Genomic DNA, 16,864 nt, shown 5'->3' with positions numbered 1-16,864 from the left:
TACATTTTTCTTCCAGACATAGAAATAACCCCTTTCATTAGACTTACATTTTTGTCTAACAAAAGGGGTTCACTTCAATTTTGGAGTGGCGGCTTTTTCTATTTCCAGAAGCAACAGCAACAATTAGAAATGAGGTGAAGTCAATGAACACGCAAATCATCGCCATCGTCAACCAGAAGGGCGGTGTTGGCAAGACAACAACCTGTGCCAACTTGGGAATAGGGCTGGCACAGACTGGGAAGAAAGTCCTGCTGATCGATGGAGATCCGCAAGGAAGTCTGACGATTAGCCTGGGAAATCCGCAACCGGAAAGCTGCAAAAGCAGAGAAGCCGTGATGCACCGGTTATTCCGCACGGAAAACAGACTGTGAAGCAGCTTGTCGGGCAGAATCAGGGAATATCCAACATTGGCGTGGCTGTGCTTATTACCTATTCCCCGCAGAATGGTGCAATTTTGCTGGTTATGCATTTTTGATTAGCCCGATGGGATTGCCGCTTGCGGCGATCTGGCTGTTGGGTAAGGTGCAGGATTTGAAATATGCGATCCAGGATTGGATGTATGGGTAAATGATGTGAATATAATCTGGAATGAAAAGAAGCAGGACAATGGGAGATGAGACCCAATGCCCTGCTTCTAGGTTATTTGGAATGAACGGTAGTGTATTTCTGTTTTTTGCTTTTGGGTTTGTCTGGAAACATCATTTCAAGTTTACCAGAAGATAATAAAGGCTTGAGGTAATATTTGCTGAAGTGAGAACGGCTGGAAACATCAATATATGCTTGCATTTCATCTCGACTTTTAGGATCTGCACAAAATTTCAATAGCAAGTTTTGCTTGCTGATCACAGATGTATCATGTGCGGCATCATGTGCTGTATCATGTGCTGTATCATGTGCGGCATCATGTACGGAAGCACCGCACATGTTGTAGTTTACATTTTTCAAGATGACCCTGAAATCTGTTGCTGTTGAGGAAAATTCAGGCTTATATGCCGTTGTATATCCAGGTAGCTTTTCGGTTTCACTGACGATTTTGCGCAGACCACTTCCACGGCGTTCCATATACTTCATGCGGTGGAACAGGTCAGCAATCACAGGGTTTCGTCGCATCGAACGAATACTGTAAATATCGTATTCCTGAATTGAGCCGCCGCCAAACATACCGCCCGGAGATGTGATTTCCACCCGACCATCAAACATATCAATGTGGACTTCGCTGCCAAGCACAATATAATCACGATGGATGAGAGCGTTGACAAGAGCCTCTGTTACAGCTCGTTCAGCATAATCCGGCTTGTCTACCCGATACTGAGCTTCTTTGACAAAACAGACTTTGGAATTATTGCGAATAGCTTCATGTTGGCAAGGGTCGCACAGAAAGTCGGGCAATCAGTGACATCATCGACTATGTAGCAAATCCACAGAAAACAGATAACGGCAAACTCATTACCGGTTATGCGTGTGACAGCAAAACGGTTGATGCGGAGTTCCTTCTGGCAAAGCGGCAGTACATTGCCGCTACCGGACGAGTGCGTGGTACAGATGATGTGATTGCCTATCATGTGCGTTAGTCCTTCCGCCCTGGTGAGATTACCCCGGAAGAAGCAAACCGGCTGGGCGTAGAATTTGCAAGGCGTTTTACTAAAGGCAATCATGCCTTTGTGGTCTGCACTCACATAGACAAGTCGCACATTCATAATCACATTATCTGGTCATCGGTCAGCTTAGAATATGACCGGAAATTCCGAAACTTTTGGGGCAGCACCAAGGCGGTTCGCCGGTTAAGTGATACCATCTGCATTGAAAACGGACTGTCCATTGTAGAGAATCCGAAACTTCACGGAAAAAGCTATAACAAGTGGCTGGGAGATCAGGCAAAGCCCTCTCACCGAGAGCTGCTGCGTGTGGCGATTGACAACGCATTATCACAAAGTCCTGCTGACTTTGAAGAACTGCTGAGGCTGTTGCAAGAGTATGGTTGTGAAGTCTCAAAGCGCGGAAAATCGTATCGACTGAAACTCTCTGGTTGGGAGAAAGCCGCCCGCATGGACAGGCTGGGCGAAGGATATGGATTGGAAGATTTGCGGGCAGTTCTCTCCGAGAAGAAAGCACATATCCCGCGAAAGAAAACAGTCACACAGGCAGAGCCGCCGAAGGTCAATCTGCTGGTGGACATTCAGGCAAAATTGCAGGCTGGAAAAGGTGCTGGCTATGCTCGATGGGCTAAAGTTTTTAATCTGAAACAAATGGCGCAGACCATGAATTACCTGTCAGAGAACAATCTGCTGGAGTATGCGGTTTTGGAAGAAAAGGCTACGGCTGCCACGGCACATCACAATGATCTTTCGGCGCAGATCAAAGTGGCTGAAAAGCGCATGGCAGAGATCGCTGTTCTGCGTACTCACATCGTAAATTATGCCAAGACCCGTGAGGTCTATGTGGCATACCGCAAGGCGGGCTACTCTAAGAAATTCCGGGAAAAACATGAGGAAGAAATTTTGCTCCACCAGGCTACTAAGAATGCCTTTGATGAGATGGGCGTCAAGAAGTTGCCAAGGGTCAAAGAGTTACAGACAGAGTATGTGAAATTGCTGGAAGAAAAGAAAAAGACCTATGCCGAGTACCGGCGTTCCCGTGAGAAAATGCGGGAGCTTTTAATGGCAAAGGCCAATGTGGATCGGGTGCTGAAAATGGAGGTAGAACAGGATGTTGAAAAAGAAAAAGACCACGGCCAGCGGTAAGCTGGTCCTGGTAAAAAGCGTTCGCAGGCACTGGACATCCAGGGGATGTCCGCTTAGTGCCGACCGGAGTGGAACGGAGAACGCGCAGCCACAGAATGAAATTCTGTGTTCAAAGGGGCTTGGGGGCGCTGCCCTCAACAAGCAAGCAGAGAGGAAAATCACAAAGGGATATTCTTTCGGGCTTCTCGCATTTTTTGCCCTAAAGCAGTTAAATCATCAATCGGCATAATCGTTCACCTCAATAATATTGTATCGTTCCGGTTTATATGATGGAATGACCTTATTATGCCTGACAAGCTGTACGATTATGCCGATTATATAAAGCTGCGATTGGTGATAAACTTGTATTGTTCGAGATAAAGAACTATAATGTACTCTGTGGAGGTGCGAAATGGACTATATGACATTGAAAGAGGCCGCCGAGAAGTGGGGCGTGACACCTCGAAGGGTAAATTATTATTGTGCTGGTGGGCGTATCCCCGGTGCTGTGAAAATGGCCGGTGTTTGGCTGCTCCCTAAAACTGCGGAGAAGCCGACTGATAGGCGCAGAAAGGAAGGAAAAAAGAATAATGAAGATTCTCTTAATTGAAGATGATATAGAAATAAGTGAAATGTTATGTAGCTATCTTATAGCAGAAAATTTTGAAGTTGTCTGCGCTACCGATGGTCAAAAGGCATGTGAGGCTTTCGACATTGGTTCTTATAGTATCGTCTTGTTGGATTTGATGATTCCCAAAATTACAGGTATGAATGTAATGAAGTATATTCGTCAAAAAAGTACGGTGCCAATTATCATCATTTCTGCAAAGGATTCGGATTCCGACAAAACTTTAGGTTTGGGCCTCGGTGCGGATGATTATATTACAAAACCGTTTTCCATAACAGAGGTTATGGCGCGTATTAAAGCAAACATACGTAGAAATACCGAATATGCTGCCGTACAGCCAGAGCAAACGAAACTTGTGTGGGGCCCATTGGTTATGAACTTGGAAAATCACACCGTCACAAAATCAGGCGAGATTATCGAACTGACCGCAAAAGAATTTGATATTTTACGGCTGCTTCTGGAAAACCCACAAAGGGTCTACACAAAGGCTCAAATCTATTCTTTAATTTGGAATGATGCCTATATGGGGGATGAAAATGCCGTCAATGTTCACATCAGCCGTTTACGAACGAAAATTGAGGATGATCCACGAAAGCCACAAGTTGTTATAACTGTATGGGGAATTGGCTATAAGCTGGGAGAACAGAAATGAGCAATGCGACAATTATCTTTTTACTAACCCTCTGTATTATGATTTTAATCTGTATCATTGTGTACCAGCAGTTTGTATTCCATAACGGAACAAAAGCAAAAATACATGAGATCAGCAGCAAATTGAAAGAACTTCTTGACACCGACAGCGACGAAAAAGTGACAGTCTTTACCGATAATAAGGCACTGATAGAGCTTGCAACACAAATCAATCGAATGTTAGAAGATCGGCAGAAAGTAAAAGTTGAGTATCGGCGGGCTGAAATGGCATCCAAAAAGATGTTATCTAACATTTCCCACGACATTAAAACTCCCATGACAGTGATTCTTGGCTATTTGGAGATTATGCGTTTGAACGGAACCCAAAGCAATGAAATGTTGCAAAAGGTAGAAAACACTGCCCAGCGGGTAATGGGATTGATTACACAATTCTTTACGCTTGCTAAATTAGAGGCTGGCGATACAGATATGCCATTGGAGCGTTTGAATGTGAACGAAGCCTGCCGGGAAAATATTTTGGATTTCTATGAACTCCTTTCACAAAAAAATTTTGAAGTGGAAATTAACATACCCGATCATGTGTTGTATGCAAATGCCAATAAAGATGCGTTGCAAAGAATTATGTTCAATTTGATTTCCAATGCAATTCGCTATGGCGGCGATGGAAAATATTTAGGTATGTTTTTGCGGGCAGATCAGGCACATATCTATATAGACATTGTGGACAGGGGCCGTGGAATTGAAAAAGAATTTGCTGCGTCTGTTTTTGACCGACTGTTTACAATGGAAGATTCTCGAAATAGCGCCATGCAAGGAAATGGTCTTGGACTGACGATTGCGAAAAATCTTGCCTTGCAACTCGGTGGCGATATTACTTTAGAAAGTCATCCGCACCAGAAAACAGTTTTCACTATTACGCTCAAGAAAATGGCCTATTAAACCATAGGTCATTTTTTCAAGAAAGAAATTTGTAAGAATTATTCAAGAGTTTTGAAAATCGAACTTTCTATAATGTCAGTAGAAAGGAGGGCAAGACAATGCCATTTATTTTACAAACAAGTGGTCTTTCTAAAAAGATCGGTAGTAAGGCACTTGTCACTGATGTTAATATTCATATTCCCAAAGGGGAAATTTATGGTTTTCTTGGTCCTAACGGAGCTGGTAAAACCACAGTGATGAAGATGATTACTAACCTTTGGAAACCTACCAGTGGGACTATTGAGGTGTTTGGAGAGGTATTGACTCCAAAATCCTATGAAGTCTTAAAAAGAATGGGAAGTATCATCGAGTTTCCCACCTTTTATGACCACATGACCGGGCGTGAGAACTTACAGCTTCATTGTGAGTATATGGGCTATTACAATGTTGACAGTGTTGAAAGTGCGTTGCAAATGCTGGACTTGACATCAGCAGCCGATCAGCCGGTCAAGAACTATTCCCTCGGCATGAAAGAACGCCTCGGAATTGCAAGAGCCATTATGTGCAAGCCGGAACTGCTTATTCTCGACGAACCCACAAACGGCCTTGATCCATCAGGAATGAAACAAATCCGTGATTTATTAAAAACACTTTGTTCGGAGTACGGTATTACCGTTATGATTTCAAGTCACATTTTATCTGAAGTGGAGAGTATTGCGGATACCGTTGCTATTATCCATCACGGAAAAATGATGAAAGAAATTCGTATGCAAGATATTGAGGAAATGAACCTCAATTATGTGGAGCTTTCTGTCACGGATGAAAAGCGGGCTGCCTATGTCTTGACTGAAAAGTTGGGTCTGCAAAATTTTAAGATTCTTGACAGCGGTAAAATTCGCATATATGACCATGCAGCGTCTACCAAGCAGTTGACGAAAATACTGGCTCTGAATGATGTCGAAGTTGTGAGCATTGGAAAGAAATCTGAAACGCTGGAGGACTACTTCTTGAAGCTGACCGGGGAGGTGAAATATCATGCTTAAACTCATTAGGCTGGAATGGAAAAAGAATAATGTAGGAAAGTACATTCGCAATGTGGTTATCATGTCGGCTCTGATCTGCCTGTTCATATTTGCCCTTTGCTATTTGGGAATTGCCAATGATCCTGATACGGGTGTTCCTGATGCGGCGCCGGGTAACAGTGCGATTTCTTCCTCTATCGAGCTGTTTACAAGCATGGCTTTTCTGGTGTTTACCAGTGTCATGTTGTCCACATACATTGTGAGCGCCTATAAAAATAAAACCATGAACTTAATGTTTTCGTATCCAATTAAGCGACAGAAAATTCTCGTTTCTCAAATGTTAGCTGTATGGATTTTCAATTTCGTGGCTCTGGTGCTGACAAAACTATTGATTTACGGCTGCATTTTACTTGGTTCACAATTCATGGTTTCCTCATTCCCACTGGACTACAACATGGCAAGTATGGGGTTCTATATTCAGTTACTCTTAAAGTCCGTTGTCATTGTAACCATGAGTTTTATCGCCTTGTTTATTGGTATGGCTATGAAGTCCTCAAAAGCTACCATCGTATCATCTTTTCTGCTGATCTTTTTGACACAGGCTAATGTGGGCGATTTTTCTTTGGCGGATAATGCCATTCTTCCTGTTGTACTTATGGTACTTTCCTTAATCTTTGCGTTTCTCTCGATTTACAATGTGGAAACTAAGGATTTGAACTAAAATGCTCGATGAAAAGGAAAGTTCTTATAGTGATGCCAACTATAAATTGATATTAAATAGTTATTAAACTGCCGGGCGACGGCAAAAGAAAAAAAGCCGTCGTAGAGCAGACAATTTGACACGCCCATTTGAAACGGCGGCTTTGATTTTCAGAGCCGCCGTTTCTTTGCGTCTACACAAACCAATGACGACTTGCAGGGACACGGTAGCCGATTGGAGGTTATTTTGCCGTGTCTCGTTTGCTTTTTCAAAGCTCACATGATCTACATCAGTTAAAAAAAGCATTGCTCCTCCTCTGGGCAAGTATAACATTGCATCGGTATTATCGTTCCATGTAATTCGGTATAATAGCGGCTGTTTTTGGCGCGTCAGTTTTCCATCGCGGAAATCTGGCGTTTTCTTATAGATTTGTACTTGCCTGTTTATCCAATATACGGGAATATTAAAGTAGCTTCACACCCTTTCGGGAAAACATTAGTAAGTTTGAAACTGCCGTTATGAGCTGCGGCGACTTGTTGGACAATCAGCAATCCAAGCCCATGTCTTAAATCAAGCCGTTCATCTGTGCTTTCCATATAATGCGGCTTTTCTTCCAGCTCTTGCAGCTTTTCAGCAGACAGACCCGTTCCGTTATCCGTAACCGCCAAGATAAGATGGCTTTGCGATGCTGTAAGCGAAAGGCCGATTTCACAGCCCTGCGGGTTGTGTTTCATGCTGTTCTGGACAAGGTTGTTTACAGCCCGTGAAATCAATCTGGCATCACATTCCAACACAGCATTTTCCGCGTCAGGAGTAATCTTAATTCCGATGTTGTAGCTATCGGAAATTCCTGTATTCAACAGGTCTGCTACATAGGATCGCAGTAGTTTGGATAAGCGAACCATCTCTTTATGAAGCGGTTGCATCTCATATTCCAACTGCGATACTAAATTCAAATCCTGTACCAGTTCTTTGATTTTTACACTTTGCTTCCGTACTATTTCCGCCTGTTCCCGGATGCTCTTGCTGGCAGCTTCACTTTCCGCAATGCGGCCCGCATACCCCATAATCATGGAGAGAGGTGTGCGGATGTCATGGGAAACGCCACTGATCCAGTTTGCCCGCGCTTCATTTTGCCTATTCAAAATGGAAGAAGCTTTGTTTACACTGCTTGCAATTTCCGATAGTTCTCCGCTGATATGAAGTGAAACTGGCTTTCCGTCTGCCAAAGTTTCCACAGCGGATACAATCGGTTCGGTATTGTGAATGATTCTGCGTTTGGAAAAGTAATAGGCTGAAAAGAGGCACAGCACATCCAAGCCAAGCATCCCCAGCACAAAGATGGGGAGTCGTTGAAGTGCTGCAATGGAATAGAAATTGCTGGTGAGTTTTGTGTAGCTGTCTGTGGGATAGCCCAGCACCAACAACCCATCATCGGTGTTCCAAATAAAAACCGGGTAATCCTCAATATACCCTTTTGAAAATAGTGCGACATCTTGAATTGTGTAATTTTTCGGCACATTGTCCGGCAAATCAACCGACCAATAACATTGACCAGCTGTGTTCAAGTAGATCGCCCAAATATGATTCTGTCGGAGCATTTGCACCGCCTCATCCGATAATTGTTCCGGCGTAGCGGCGGTAGCAGTCATTTCCAACATGGATTGCGGGGATGAATCGCCATAATCCTCGGTCACAATCTTTTGAAAAGTCAGACCGAATACTACTGCATTAAGAAAAAGCAATATCAGAATAAAGGCAACGAACGACACAAGATATTTAGATATATAACTTTCGAATGATTTCATGACATCATTTCCTTGCTATCAGCTTATAGCCTAATCCTTTAATGGTTATCAGGGACACGGGTTTTGATGGATCGGTTTCAATCTTTTCCCGGACGCGCCGGACATGAGCATTGAGGCTGTTTTCGTAGCCAAAAGGATTATCCCCCCAGAGGGCTTCACAAAGCGCATCTACGGTAACAATCTTTCCAGCATTACGGGCAAGCGTTTCAAGTAGAGTATGTTCTTTGGCCGTCAGGGAGATAATCTCGCTGCCCTTATGGACTTCGGCCCGGCTGAAATCAATCGTACATCCATCCAAAACAAGCAGCGGTGAATCCTCTTTGTAGGTTCGCCGCAGTACCGCATAGATACGCAGTAACAGTTCCTGCGGCATAAAGGGCTTAGAAATGTAGTCATCTGCACCAAGCCCCAATCCCGATAATTTGTCTGCTGCTTCGTCCTTTGCTGTTAAGAAAATGATCGGCACATTGGTAAAAGTGCGGAAATGTTGCATCAGAGAAAAGCCATCCCCATCCGGCAGCATGACATCCAAAACAATTAAATCGGGAGTTTCCTCTTTTGCGGTCAAAATAGCTTCTTTGACCGTCATTGCGGTAAGGACAGTTTCAAATCCTGCATCTTTCAATATATCTGAAACCATTTTCAATAGTTCCTGTTCATCATCTACCAACAGGAGCCTTTTAGTATGTAAAAAGGAATTATCCATAGCAGTTTCTCCAATATGATTTTATTTGTTTCTATTATATCATGGGCTGTCCATTCTGCGTTCTTGTTCCTTGAAAAGTAAGGTAAAAGTAAGGACGGGAGAATGTAGATGTCAGGTTGAAGTTGTACCATAGAAGCATCGAAAGGAGATGTTTCTATGGACCATATCATTACAACGGAACAGTTGACCAAGAAATATAAGAACTTCACTTCGGTCAATCATGTTTCGCTTCATATTCGCAAGGGCAGCATTTATGGTTTTCTTGGCCCAAACGGGGCAGGCAAATCCACTACCATGAAAATGCTGTTGGGGTTGACCGCTCCCACAAAAGGCAGCTTTACCATTGATGGGAAACAGTTTCCGCAGGATCGGATTGCCATTCTCAAAGAGATCGGCTCTTTCATCGAAGCGCCGTCTTTCTACGCGAATCTCACCGGGCGGGAAAATCTTGACATTATCCGCCGCATTTTGGGACTGCCGAAAGCTGATGTGGAAGATGCTCTGGAACTGGTAGGGCTGACCGAGTTTGGCGACCGGCTGGCAAAACAGTATTCGCTGGGAATGAAGCAACGCTTGGGCCTTGCCGGGGCACTCTTGGGGCGTCCGCCGATTCTGATTCTGGACGAACCCACAAACGGTCTTGACCCGTCCGGTATCCACGAAATCCGCAATCTGGTAAAATCCTTGCCCAGCCTTTACGACTGCACGGTGCTGATCTCGTCCCATATGCTGTCTGAAATCGAATTGATTGCAGATGACATTGGGATTCTCAACCACGGGCGGCTGCTGTTTGAGGGAAGCATGAATGATCTGCGTCAATACGCCCTGCAATCCGGCTTCGCTGCGGACAATCTGGAAGATGTGTTCCTTTCTATGGTTGAGAAAGATAACATGGACAGAAAGCAGAGGGCAAAATTATGAAAACGCTGGCAATCGAACTTCGGAAAGAAAAGCGAACCGGCGTGATTCCCGTGCTGCTGGCCGTTGGTGTCTTGGGAGTCGCCTACGCATTTGTCAATTTCATTGTGCGGAAAGACACACTTCTGAATCTGCCGCTGGCCCCGATGGATGTCTTGTTGACCCAGCTCTACGGCATGATTATGGTGCTGAATCTGTTCGGTATTGTGGTTGCTACCTGCATGATCTACAACATGGAATTTAAGGGAAGTGCTGTAAAGAAGATGTATATGCTTCCCGTCAGCGTCCCGGCCATGTATCTGTGCAAATTTCTGATTCTGACGGTCATGTTTTTGGTTGCAATCGTGCTGCAAAACCTGGCACTTGTACGGATCGGAATGACGGACTTGCCGGACGGAGCGTTTGAGATGGGTACGCTGGTACGCTTTGCAGGATACTCTTTTCTCACATCCATGCCGGTACTGTCGTTTATGCTGCTGATTTCCTCGCGCTTTGAAAATATGTGGGTGCCGCTTGGAATTGGTGTTGCCGGTTTTCTGAGTGGTATGGCCCTTGCAAATTCGGGGCTGACGCTTTTGCTGGTGCATCCTTTTGTGATTATTCTGAAACCAGCAGCAGCCATGAGCGCCCAGCCTGATTCGACGGTTGCCCTTGTCGCTTTGGTGGAAACACTGTTGTTCTTTGCTGTGGGCTTGTGGCTGGCGAAGTACAGACGCTACGAGTAAGGAGGGATAATAAGAAATGAGCTTTTTGGATTTACTCAAAATCGAGTTTATGAAAGTAAAACACTCCAAAATCGTACCCCTGATTTTCATTGCACCTTTATTGGTGGTGGTTTCCGGGGTTGCGAGTTTGAGCAACTACTTTACACCGGAATACACCAATGCGTGGCCTGCCATGTTTATTCAAAGTGCGCTTGTTTACGCCTACTATCTGCTTCCATTCAGCATGATCGTGGTTTGCGTGATGATCGCAGGACGAGAAACAGGAAATAACGGGATTCTGAAAATGCTGGCGCTGCCGGTCAGCCGCTGCGCATTATCCATTGCCAAATTCTGTGTGCTTACCTTTTATCTGTTTATGGAGATGGTGGTGTTTCTTGTCATATTTGTAATCGCTGGGTTGATTGCGACACAGACAATGGAAGTAACAGAAACCTTGCCGATCCTATATCTTCTGAAATGGTGCTTGGGGCTGTTTCTGACTATGCTGCCGTGCATTGCGGCTATGTGGGCCATCACTGTGCTGTTTGAAAAGCCGCTTCTTTCTGTGGGATTAAATCTGCTGCTTGTGATTCCCGGTGTATTGGTTGCGAATACGCCGCTGTGGATCGCCTATCCGTACTGTTACAGCGGTTATCTCGTTTCCTGCTCTCTCCATGATTTTACAGCAGAAACCTCCGACGCCGCTTTTTCGGTGTTTCTGTTCCTGCCGTGCGCGATTGTAGTGTTTGGCCTGTTTTTCGCGCTGGCTGTCACCAAATTTGGGAAAAAAGAAATGAGGTAAACTATGCCGATATTCTCTGGAACGGCATACAGGCTGAAAAGGTGCAGAGGGCATTTGAGAAGCTGAATTACCGGGAACAGACCTTACTTGAAAAACGGTTAGCAATCTGTATGACCTGCGGGCGAGTTGGCTCATGGAAGAACGGCACAGCAGAAATCGTTCGGCTTGCTGATTGGGATACAATTAAGACGAACTGGTTTGCCAATGAGGCGATTCGGTATATTTTATCATTGTCGCCTGATGCTCTTAAAAAATATATGCTCGTCCCCCTTGAGCCGCCACTTATATCCTGAATCCTTACAACAACTGTAAGTGGTATTTGCTGTGTTCCCATGCTATCATTTTATTACAAATGATAGGAGGTATTCACATGAAACCCATTTTGAATATTGAAAATTTAACAAAAATCTATGGCAATGTGCCAAGTCAAACAAAGGCACTGAATGGGATCACCTTCCAGGTGATGCCGGGAGAGTTTCTCGGCATTATGGGAAGCAGTGGTTCCGGTAAATCCACGCTTCTCAACTGTATTGCAACTGTGATTCAGCCCACCGGTGGAAGCATTCAGGTGGAGGGCGATACTCTGCAATCCCTCAAGGGAAAGGCTCTTGCAGAGTACCGTGGCAAAAAAGTTGGTTATCTATTCCAGAACTTTGAATTGCTGGACAACCTGACTGGCAGGGAAAACATCCTGCTCCCGACTTCCTTGCATGGGGTATCCGAAGCAGAAAGCAGCCAGCGGCTGAAGCAGTTGGCTGACTATCTGGAAATCACTGATGTTCTGGATAAGTTTCCGTCCAAGATGTCCGGCGGCCAGCGTCAGCGTGTTGCGGCAGCAAGGGCTCTGATCTTACATCCCCAAATGATCCTTGCCGATGAACCGACGGGTGCGCTGGATTCTAAGAACGCAAGAAGTCTTATGGAGAAGCTGTCCGGCCTGAATCGTGACGAACAAGCTACGATCCTGATGGTAACCCATGATTCCAATGCCGCCAGCTTCTGTAAGCGCATCCTGTTCATCCAGGATGGCGTGATCTTTCATGAGCTTCGGCGTGGAGACGAAAGCCAGCAGGAGTTCTACGGGCGCATCCTGAAGGTGATGGCGCAACTGGGAGGGGGCAGCGCAAATGTTCTCTAATCTCATTCTTCGGAACAGCCGCCGCAGCCGAAAGGAAAACGGCCTGTTTTTCAGCTCCCTGGTGATTTCTATTGTTGCCTTTTACATGATTCTTTCCATCTCCACTCAAGATGTGATGCTCTTTTTGCAGAAAATGGAGAGTGACGCAGTTGACAAACTCCTGCTTCTGATTCCTGCGTTTTATGGGATGACCCTCGGTATTCTGTTCTTTTTGATTTATTTTGCCTGCAAGTATCAGTTCGAGCGCAGACGGCATGAGTTTAGTGTTTATCTAATGTTGGGGATGCGTAGAAGTAAACTGTTTGGTATGCTTCTGGCGGAAGATTTCCTGACCAGTATTCTTGCCATGCTCATAGGCTTACCTGTGGCTGTGGTGCTTTCAGAAATTGTCAGTCTTGTCACCGCCAAGCTGGTAGGCATGGGGATCATCGGTCATCAGTTTTCTTTATCCTGGTCTGCGATTGAATGGACGCTGGCAGGATTTCTGGCAATTAAGCTGACGGCACTTCTGATTTTGAGTGGACGAATCAGCCGCCAGGAGATCGGTACTTTGATATCCCAGCCAACGAACCGCCCCAAAAAGCAAATGCCATCTGTTATCTATGGATTGGCTGCTATATGCGGAAGTGTGATGTTGGCAGTGGCTTACTACATGGCGATTCAGGGAATTGCATGGAAAAAGGTAAGTATGATGGTACTGACTTTGCTGTTGGGCATAGTTGGTACGATGCTGCTTTTCTATGGGATGCGTGCGCTGATTGCTTTGATTGTTAAGAAAGGAAAAGGAAATAAGCAGCTTCATGTATTTACCTTCCGGCAGATTCAGGAGAATGTCATTCATCAGTCAAACTCCATGGCCATCAGCTCCCTGCTGATTCTGGCGGCGCTGTGTTGTTTTGGTGCGGGCGTAGGAATTGCAGGAACGAATAACCTGTCTTCTGGCCATGTAATCGACTATACTTTTGAAGATCATACTGCAGAAGATTCATCGCAGGTTCTTCCGAATATAAAGGCAGTCCTGAAAGAAAACAGTTTGGAAAATCAATTTTCAGAGCTTTTTGAAATGAGGGTTGGGCGTATTCGCACCACAGAAGATTATGATAATGCCTACAGCATGGACGCTGTTATGGACTCTCTTCGGAGCCTGCCCCAGTCGGAAGACCGGGATGTCCTTTTGAACAATCTTGATTATGCCACATACCCGTATTTGATTTGTCTGTCGGACTATAATCGTTTACTGGAATTGTCCGGCAGGCCTGTCATTAAATTAAGTGAAGATGAAGCCGCTGTTTATATAGGTTCCGACTTTACTACTGTAAATCGTACCGCAATGCTGAACGGCATACTTACTGAACAGCCTGAAACGGAACTGGTTGGCAGTCCGATTTATCTTACTGGAGAGGTTCAGTCTGTAAATTTGATTACGGATCGTTCTATTACTTTGTCCTTTGCATTGATTCTTCCAGATGAAGCCTTCCTCTATCATACCCAAGGAATGTATGATACGTATGTGAATGCGATACTCAGTGAGCAGGCTATGGAAGGAAATAGCCTTATGACTGCCTATTCTGATCTGAACGAGGAGCTGGACGAAACAGGTATCGAATATGAAAGCTATCTTCAGAACATGGGACGCCAACTTTTCTATACCGTAGCATCCAGCTATATTACCCTCTATCTGGCGATTGTGTTCCTGGTGGTTGCCAACACCATTGTGGGTGTTCAGTTCCTGATGAGCCAGCAGAAAGCCGGGCGTAGATATCAGACCCTGATCCGCCTGGGAGCCACTTACGAAAGCCTTTGCCAGTCTGCCGGAAAGCAGATTGCGTGGTTTATGGGACTTCCTGTATTGGTTGCAGCTGTCAGCAGTCTGTTTGGAGTCAGAGCGTTGTTTACAGGGATACTCTCGTCTCGAACCCGTGGGACAGTGTCTGAAATGCTGCTTGTATCTGCTGCTATGATTTTGCTGCTTTGCGTGATAGAATATATTTATATGAGAGTGGTCAAGCACTCCAGTGATCGGTATTTGCTGACACTGATGCAGCCGCAGAGAGAAGAATAATTGGGAAGGAGGTGCTGTCGTGAAAAGAGTTGCTGTTGTGGAAGATGAAGTCTATATGCGGGAAGAACTCTGCAATATGCTCCAAAAGGACGGGTATCTTGTGGAGGCAATCACCGAGTTTGAAGATGCCGCTCGGCTCTTGGCAGCCCTCCGTCCTGACCTTGTGATCTTAGACCTGAATTTGCCGGAGATTAGTGGCTTTCAAATCTGCCAGGAGCTAAAGAATAAAACCGCTATCCCCGTCCTGGTGCTGACTTCCAGAGACCAGGTAAAGGATGAACTGCAAGCGTTCCGGTTGGGTGCAGATGAATATTTGACGAAGCCGTGCAGAAAAGACCGGCTTCTTGCCAGGGTATCCAATATTCTCAAAAGGTATGAAGGCCGTACCAACCTCATAGAGGGATTGGATTTCTTGTTGGACCAGCAGACTTACACACTTTATATTCATAACACCTCTGTGGTGCTTCCAAAAAATCAGGGAAAACTGTTGGTTGCTCTTTTGGCCAGTGGTGATGCTCTGGTCACGACGGAGCAGCTTTGCTTAGCACTATGGGGAACCACAGAATACATAGACGAAAATGCCTTGCAGGTTAACCTGACCCGGTTGAAAAAGACGATGTCCGGTCTGGAGATGAAGCAACGAATCGTTGCGGTTCGTGGGATGGGCTATCGTTTGGAAGCGGAGGTATCTCCATGAAGCAGTTTTGGCGCATAATAGAACGGTACTACCCTTGGCTGCTGTTGCTGCTGGGTGTGGATTGCTTTTGTTCTATCATTCTTTGGATTTCTGACATTCAGGCATTTCAGACCTTGATTGGGTTAGTGGTTCTGACAAGCATCCTTCTGTTTTCAGCGATCCTGTTTGTACTAAACAAGCGGGAGACCACCCGCCGGGAGCTGTTCCGGGATTTCCTCAGTGATCCTACCATCTGCAACGAGGAAAGGCTGCTCAGTGTCATCAGCCGGGAAGAAGGAGAATCTATCCGGCTTTTGGCCTCAGTTTTACAGGAACACAAAAATGAGAGCAGCAGTATGGCAGATGCCTTACGGGACTATGAAGAATATGTGGAAGGCTGGGCACATGAAGCAAAAACGCCCCTGTCGTTGCTGACCATGCTTTTGGATAACCGAATCGACGAAATATCGCCTTCCCTGCAAGCTAAGTTGGATTATGTCCGTAGTCAACTTCAGGAGAATGTCACGCAGATGCTTTACTATGCCCGGTTAAAGAGCAGTACAAAGGATTATCGGTTTGAAGATGTCAATTTGAATGACTGCTTGGGGGAAGTTCTGGAGGACTATGCCCCACTTCTGGAAGAAAAGCAGTTTGTAATTCTCAACAAACTGCAATCTGAAACAGTTTATACAGACCGTAGAGGGCTTCAGTTTATGTTGGGACAAATCGTGAGCAATTCCATCAAATATAGCAGCGATAGTCCCATGCTAACGATTTCCATGATACATTCGGAGACCGCAGATGTACTTTCTGTTGAGGATAACGGCATTGGTGTAAAAAAATATGATCTGCCGTATATTTTTCAAAAGGGCTTTACCGGGGATTCTACTGACAGCCGAAAGAAAGCTACTGGTATAGGGCTTTACCTGGTTAAGAAGATGGCTGACGATCTAAACCTTCGTTTGGAAGCTACTTCCCAGTGGGGAAAGGGCTTTAAGATAGTCATTTTCTTTCCAAAACTGGGATCCAACGGTGGAAAATAATATAAACAGAAAAACGCCCGCAGGATTTTCTCCTGCGGGCAGCATGTTGTCAGCTATCCAAAGGCTTGTATTCTGTTACAGTTTTCAAATAGGTTTCGGGATCGCCGTTCAAGATAAGGTCTGCATATCCAATCGGGTCATTGTAAATCAGATAGCCAAGCTCTGACCGTTGATACATATTGTCGGCAACCTCGTTCTCCACTGCAATGGTATCAATCGCAATCATGCTGCCATCGGCGAATTTCAGTTCTACACAGCAGTTATCCATATTGTAGGCACAAGATATTAAGGGTTTCATGGTATGTCCTCCATTCAAGAAAATCAAAGCGATTTGACAGTGGCGACTTAGAATAACTTTGTGCGCTTCT

The 16,864-nt window shown here is 45.1% G+C and carries 18 protein-coding genes and 5 pseudogenes; 18 read left to right on the top strand and 5 right to left on the bottom strand.

Annotated features, from left to right (window positions below):
- Nucleotides 1-143: 143 nt before the first annotated feature.
- The 3 pseudogenes from HED67_RS16925 to HED67_RS16920 all read left to right on the top strand — a co-directional run.
- A pseudogene (locus tag HED67_RS16925) lies at nucleotides 144-311 on the top strand (ParA family protein); the annotation flags it as partial.
- Nucleotides 311-415: pseudogene (locus HED67_RS17175) on the top strand (PcfB family protein); the annotation flags it as partial. The pseudogenes HED67_RS16925 and HED67_RS17175, both read left to right, overlap by 1 nt.
- A pseudogene (locus tag HED67_RS16920) lies at nucleotides 398-567 on the top strand (CD1845 family protein); the annotation flags it as partial. The pseudogenes HED67_RS17175 and HED67_RS16920, both read left to right, overlap by 18 nt.
- A gap of 72 nt (nucleotides 568-639) precedes the next feature.
- On the opposite strand, the pseudogene HED67_RS16915 reads toward HED67_RS16920, so the two are convergent.
- Nucleotides 640-1,356, bottom strand: a pseudogene (locus tag HED67_RS16915) (ATP-binding protein); the annotation flags it as partial.
- Between the two features lie 32 nt (nucleotides 1,357-1,388).
- On the opposite strand from HED67_RS16915, the pseudogene HED67_RS16910 reads away from it, so the two are divergent.
- The 7 genes and pseudogenes from HED67_RS16910 to HED67_RS16880 all read left to right on the top strand — a co-directional run bounded on the left by HED67_RS16910 (nucleotide 1,389) and on the right by HED67_RS16880 (nucleotide 6,660).
- A pseudogene (locus tag HED67_RS16910) lies at nucleotides 1,389-2,741 on the top strand (relaxase/mobilization nuclease domain-containing protein).
- Nucleotides 2,707-2,970 carry a hypothetical protein gene (locus tag HED67_RS16905; RefSeq protein WP_221718983.1) on the top strand — a complete coding sequence of 88 codons (264 nt, stop codon included), beginning with the start codon at nucleotides 2,707-2,709 and terminating at the stop codon, nucleotides 2,968-2,970. The pseudogene HED67_RS16910 and the gene HED67_RS16905 overlap by 35 nt, the downstream one beginning before the upstream one ends.
- Nucleotides 2,971-3,132: 162 nt before the next feature.
- Complete coding sequence (locus HED67_RS16900; protein ID WP_015515114.1) at nucleotides 3,133-3,330, top strand: helix-turn-helix domain-containing protein; 198 nt, start codon at nucleotides 3,133-3,135, stop codon at nucleotides 3,328-3,330.
- Nucleotides 3,311-4,000, top strand: a complete 690-nt coding sequence (locus HED67_RS16895; RefSeq protein WP_028088182.1) for a response regulator transcription factor — start codon at nucleotides 3,311-3,313, stop codon at nucleotides 3,998-4,000. Before HED67_RS16900 ends, HED67_RS16895 begins: the two co-directional genes overlap by 20 nt.
- Nucleotides 3,997-4,938 carry a HAMP domain-containing histidine kinase gene (locus HED67_RS16890; RefSeq protein WP_221718982.1) on the top strand — a complete coding sequence of 314 codons (942 nt, stop codon included), beginning with the start codon at nucleotides 3,997-3,999 and terminating at the stop codon, nucleotides 4,936-4,938. The genes HED67_RS16895 and HED67_RS16890 overlap by 4 nt, the downstream gene beginning before the upstream one ends.
- Nucleotides 4,939-5,036: 98 nt before the next feature.
- A complete protein-coding gene (locus tag HED67_RS16885) occupies nucleotides 5,037-5,960 on the top strand; it encodes an ABC transporter ATP-binding protein (RefSeq protein ID WP_221718981.1) in 924 nt (307 codons plus the stop codon).
- Nucleotides 5,953-6,660, top strand: a complete 708-nt coding sequence (locus HED67_RS16880; protein ID WP_015515118.1) for a hypothetical protein — start codon at nucleotides 5,953-5,955, stop codon at nucleotides 6,658-6,660. Before HED67_RS16885 ends, HED67_RS16880 begins: the two co-directional genes overlap by 8 nt.
- A gap of 63 nt (nucleotides 6,661-6,723) precedes the next feature.
- Here the strand turns inward: HED67_RS16880 and HED67_RS16875 are convergent, their stop codons facing one another.
- The 3 genes from HED67_RS16875 to HED67_RS16865 all read right to left on the bottom strand — a co-directional run bounded on the left by HED67_RS16875 (nucleotide 6,724) and on the right by HED67_RS16865 (nucleotide 9,153).
- Nucleotides 6,724-6,945, bottom strand: a complete 222-nt coding sequence (locus HED67_RS16875; protein WP_221718989.1) for a hypothetical protein — start codon at nucleotides 6,943-6,945, stop codon at nucleotides 6,724-6,726.
- 137 nt (nucleotides 6,946-7,082) lie between these two features.
- Complete coding sequence (locus tag HED67_RS16870) at nucleotides 7,083-8,447, bottom strand: sensor histidine kinase (protein ID WP_221718980.1); 1,365 nt, start codon at nucleotides 8,445-8,447, stop codon at nucleotides 7,083-7,085.
- Nucleotides 8,448-8,451: 4 nt separating this feature from the next.
- Entirely contained in the window at nucleotides 8,452-9,153 is a 702-nt protein-coding gene (locus HED67_RS16865) for a response regulator transcription factor (RefSeq protein ID WP_015515120.1), read from the bottom strand.
- 156 nt (nucleotides 9,154-9,309) lie between these two features.
- Here HED67_RS16865 and HED67_RS16860 point away from each other — a divergent pair, with 156 nt between their 5' ends.
- From HED67_RS16860 to HED67_RS16825, 8 genes are all read left to right on the top strand, one after another.
- Nucleotides 9,310-10,074 carry an ABC transporter ATP-binding protein gene (locus HED67_RS16860; RefSeq protein ID WP_221718979.1) on the top strand — a complete coding sequence of 255 codons (765 nt, stop codon included), beginning with the start codon at nucleotides 9,310-9,312 and terminating at the stop codon, nucleotides 10,072-10,074.
- Nucleotides 10,071-10,796 carry an ABC transporter permease gene (locus tag HED67_RS16855; protein ID WP_221718978.1) on the top strand — a complete coding sequence of 242 codons (726 nt, stop codon included), beginning with the start codon at nucleotides 10,071-10,073 and terminating at the stop codon, nucleotides 10,794-10,796. Before HED67_RS16860 ends, HED67_RS16855 begins: the two co-directional genes overlap by 4 nt.
- Before the next feature lie 16 nt (nucleotides 10,797-10,812).
- Nucleotides 10,813-11,577: an ABC transporter permease gene (locus tag HED67_RS16850; protein WP_221718977.1), complete on the top strand. Its 765-nt coding sequence runs from the start codon at nucleotides 10,813-10,815 to the stop codon at nucleotides 11,575-11,577.
- A 41-nt stretch (nucleotides 11,578-11,618) separates the two neighbouring features.
- A complete protein-coding gene (locus tag HED67_RS16845) occupies nucleotides 11,619-11,870 on the top strand; it encodes a hypothetical protein (protein ID WP_330656620.1) in 252 nt (83 codons plus the stop codon).
- Between the two features lie 77 nt (nucleotides 11,871-11,947).
- Nucleotides 11,948-12,715 carry an ABC transporter ATP-binding protein gene (locus tag HED67_RS16840; protein ID WP_033121505.1) on the top strand — a complete coding sequence of 256 codons (768 nt, stop codon included), beginning with the start codon at nucleotides 11,948-11,950 and terminating at the stop codon, nucleotides 12,713-12,715.
- Entirely contained in the window at nucleotides 12,705-14,777 is a 2,073-nt protein-coding gene (locus HED67_RS16835) for an ABC transporter permease (protein WP_221718976.1), read from the top strand. The genes HED67_RS16840 and HED67_RS16835 overlap by 11 nt, the downstream gene beginning before the upstream one ends.
- A gap of 19 nt (nucleotides 14,778-14,796) precedes the next feature.
- The gene (locus HED67_RS16830; RefSeq protein WP_221718975.1) at nucleotides 14,797-15,474 is read left to right on the top strand and encodes a response regulator transcription factor; all 678 of its coding nucleotides are present in this window, start codon (nucleotides 14,797-14,799) and stop codon (nucleotides 15,472-15,474) included.
- The gene (locus HED67_RS16825; RefSeq protein WP_221718974.1) at nucleotides 15,471-16,496 is read left to right on the top strand and encodes a sensor histidine kinase; all 1,026 of its coding nucleotides are present in this window, start codon (nucleotides 15,471-15,473) and stop codon (nucleotides 16,494-16,496) included. The genes HED67_RS16830 and HED67_RS16825 overlap by 4 nt, the downstream gene beginning before the upstream one ends.
- A gap of 49 nt (nucleotides 16,497-16,545) precedes the next feature.
- Here HED67_RS16825 and HED67_RS16820 read toward each other — a convergent pair whose 3' ends face one another.
- Nucleotides 16,546-16,794 (bottom strand): DUF6061 family protein, encoded by a 249-nt coding sequence (locus HED67_RS16820; protein WP_221718973.1) that lies wholly within the window; start codon nucleotides 16,792-16,794, stop codon nucleotides 16,546-16,548.
- Between the last annotated feature and the right edge of the window lie 70 nt (nucleotides 16,795-16,864).

It is taken from the genome of Pseudocoprococcus catus, assembly GCF_019734885.1.
GTDB classification, from domain to species: domain Bacteria; phylum Bacillota; class Clostridia; order Lachnospirales; family Lachnospiraceae; genus Coprococcus_A; species Coprococcus_A catus.
This window is presented reverse-complemented; position numbering and strand designations above follow the sequence as displayed.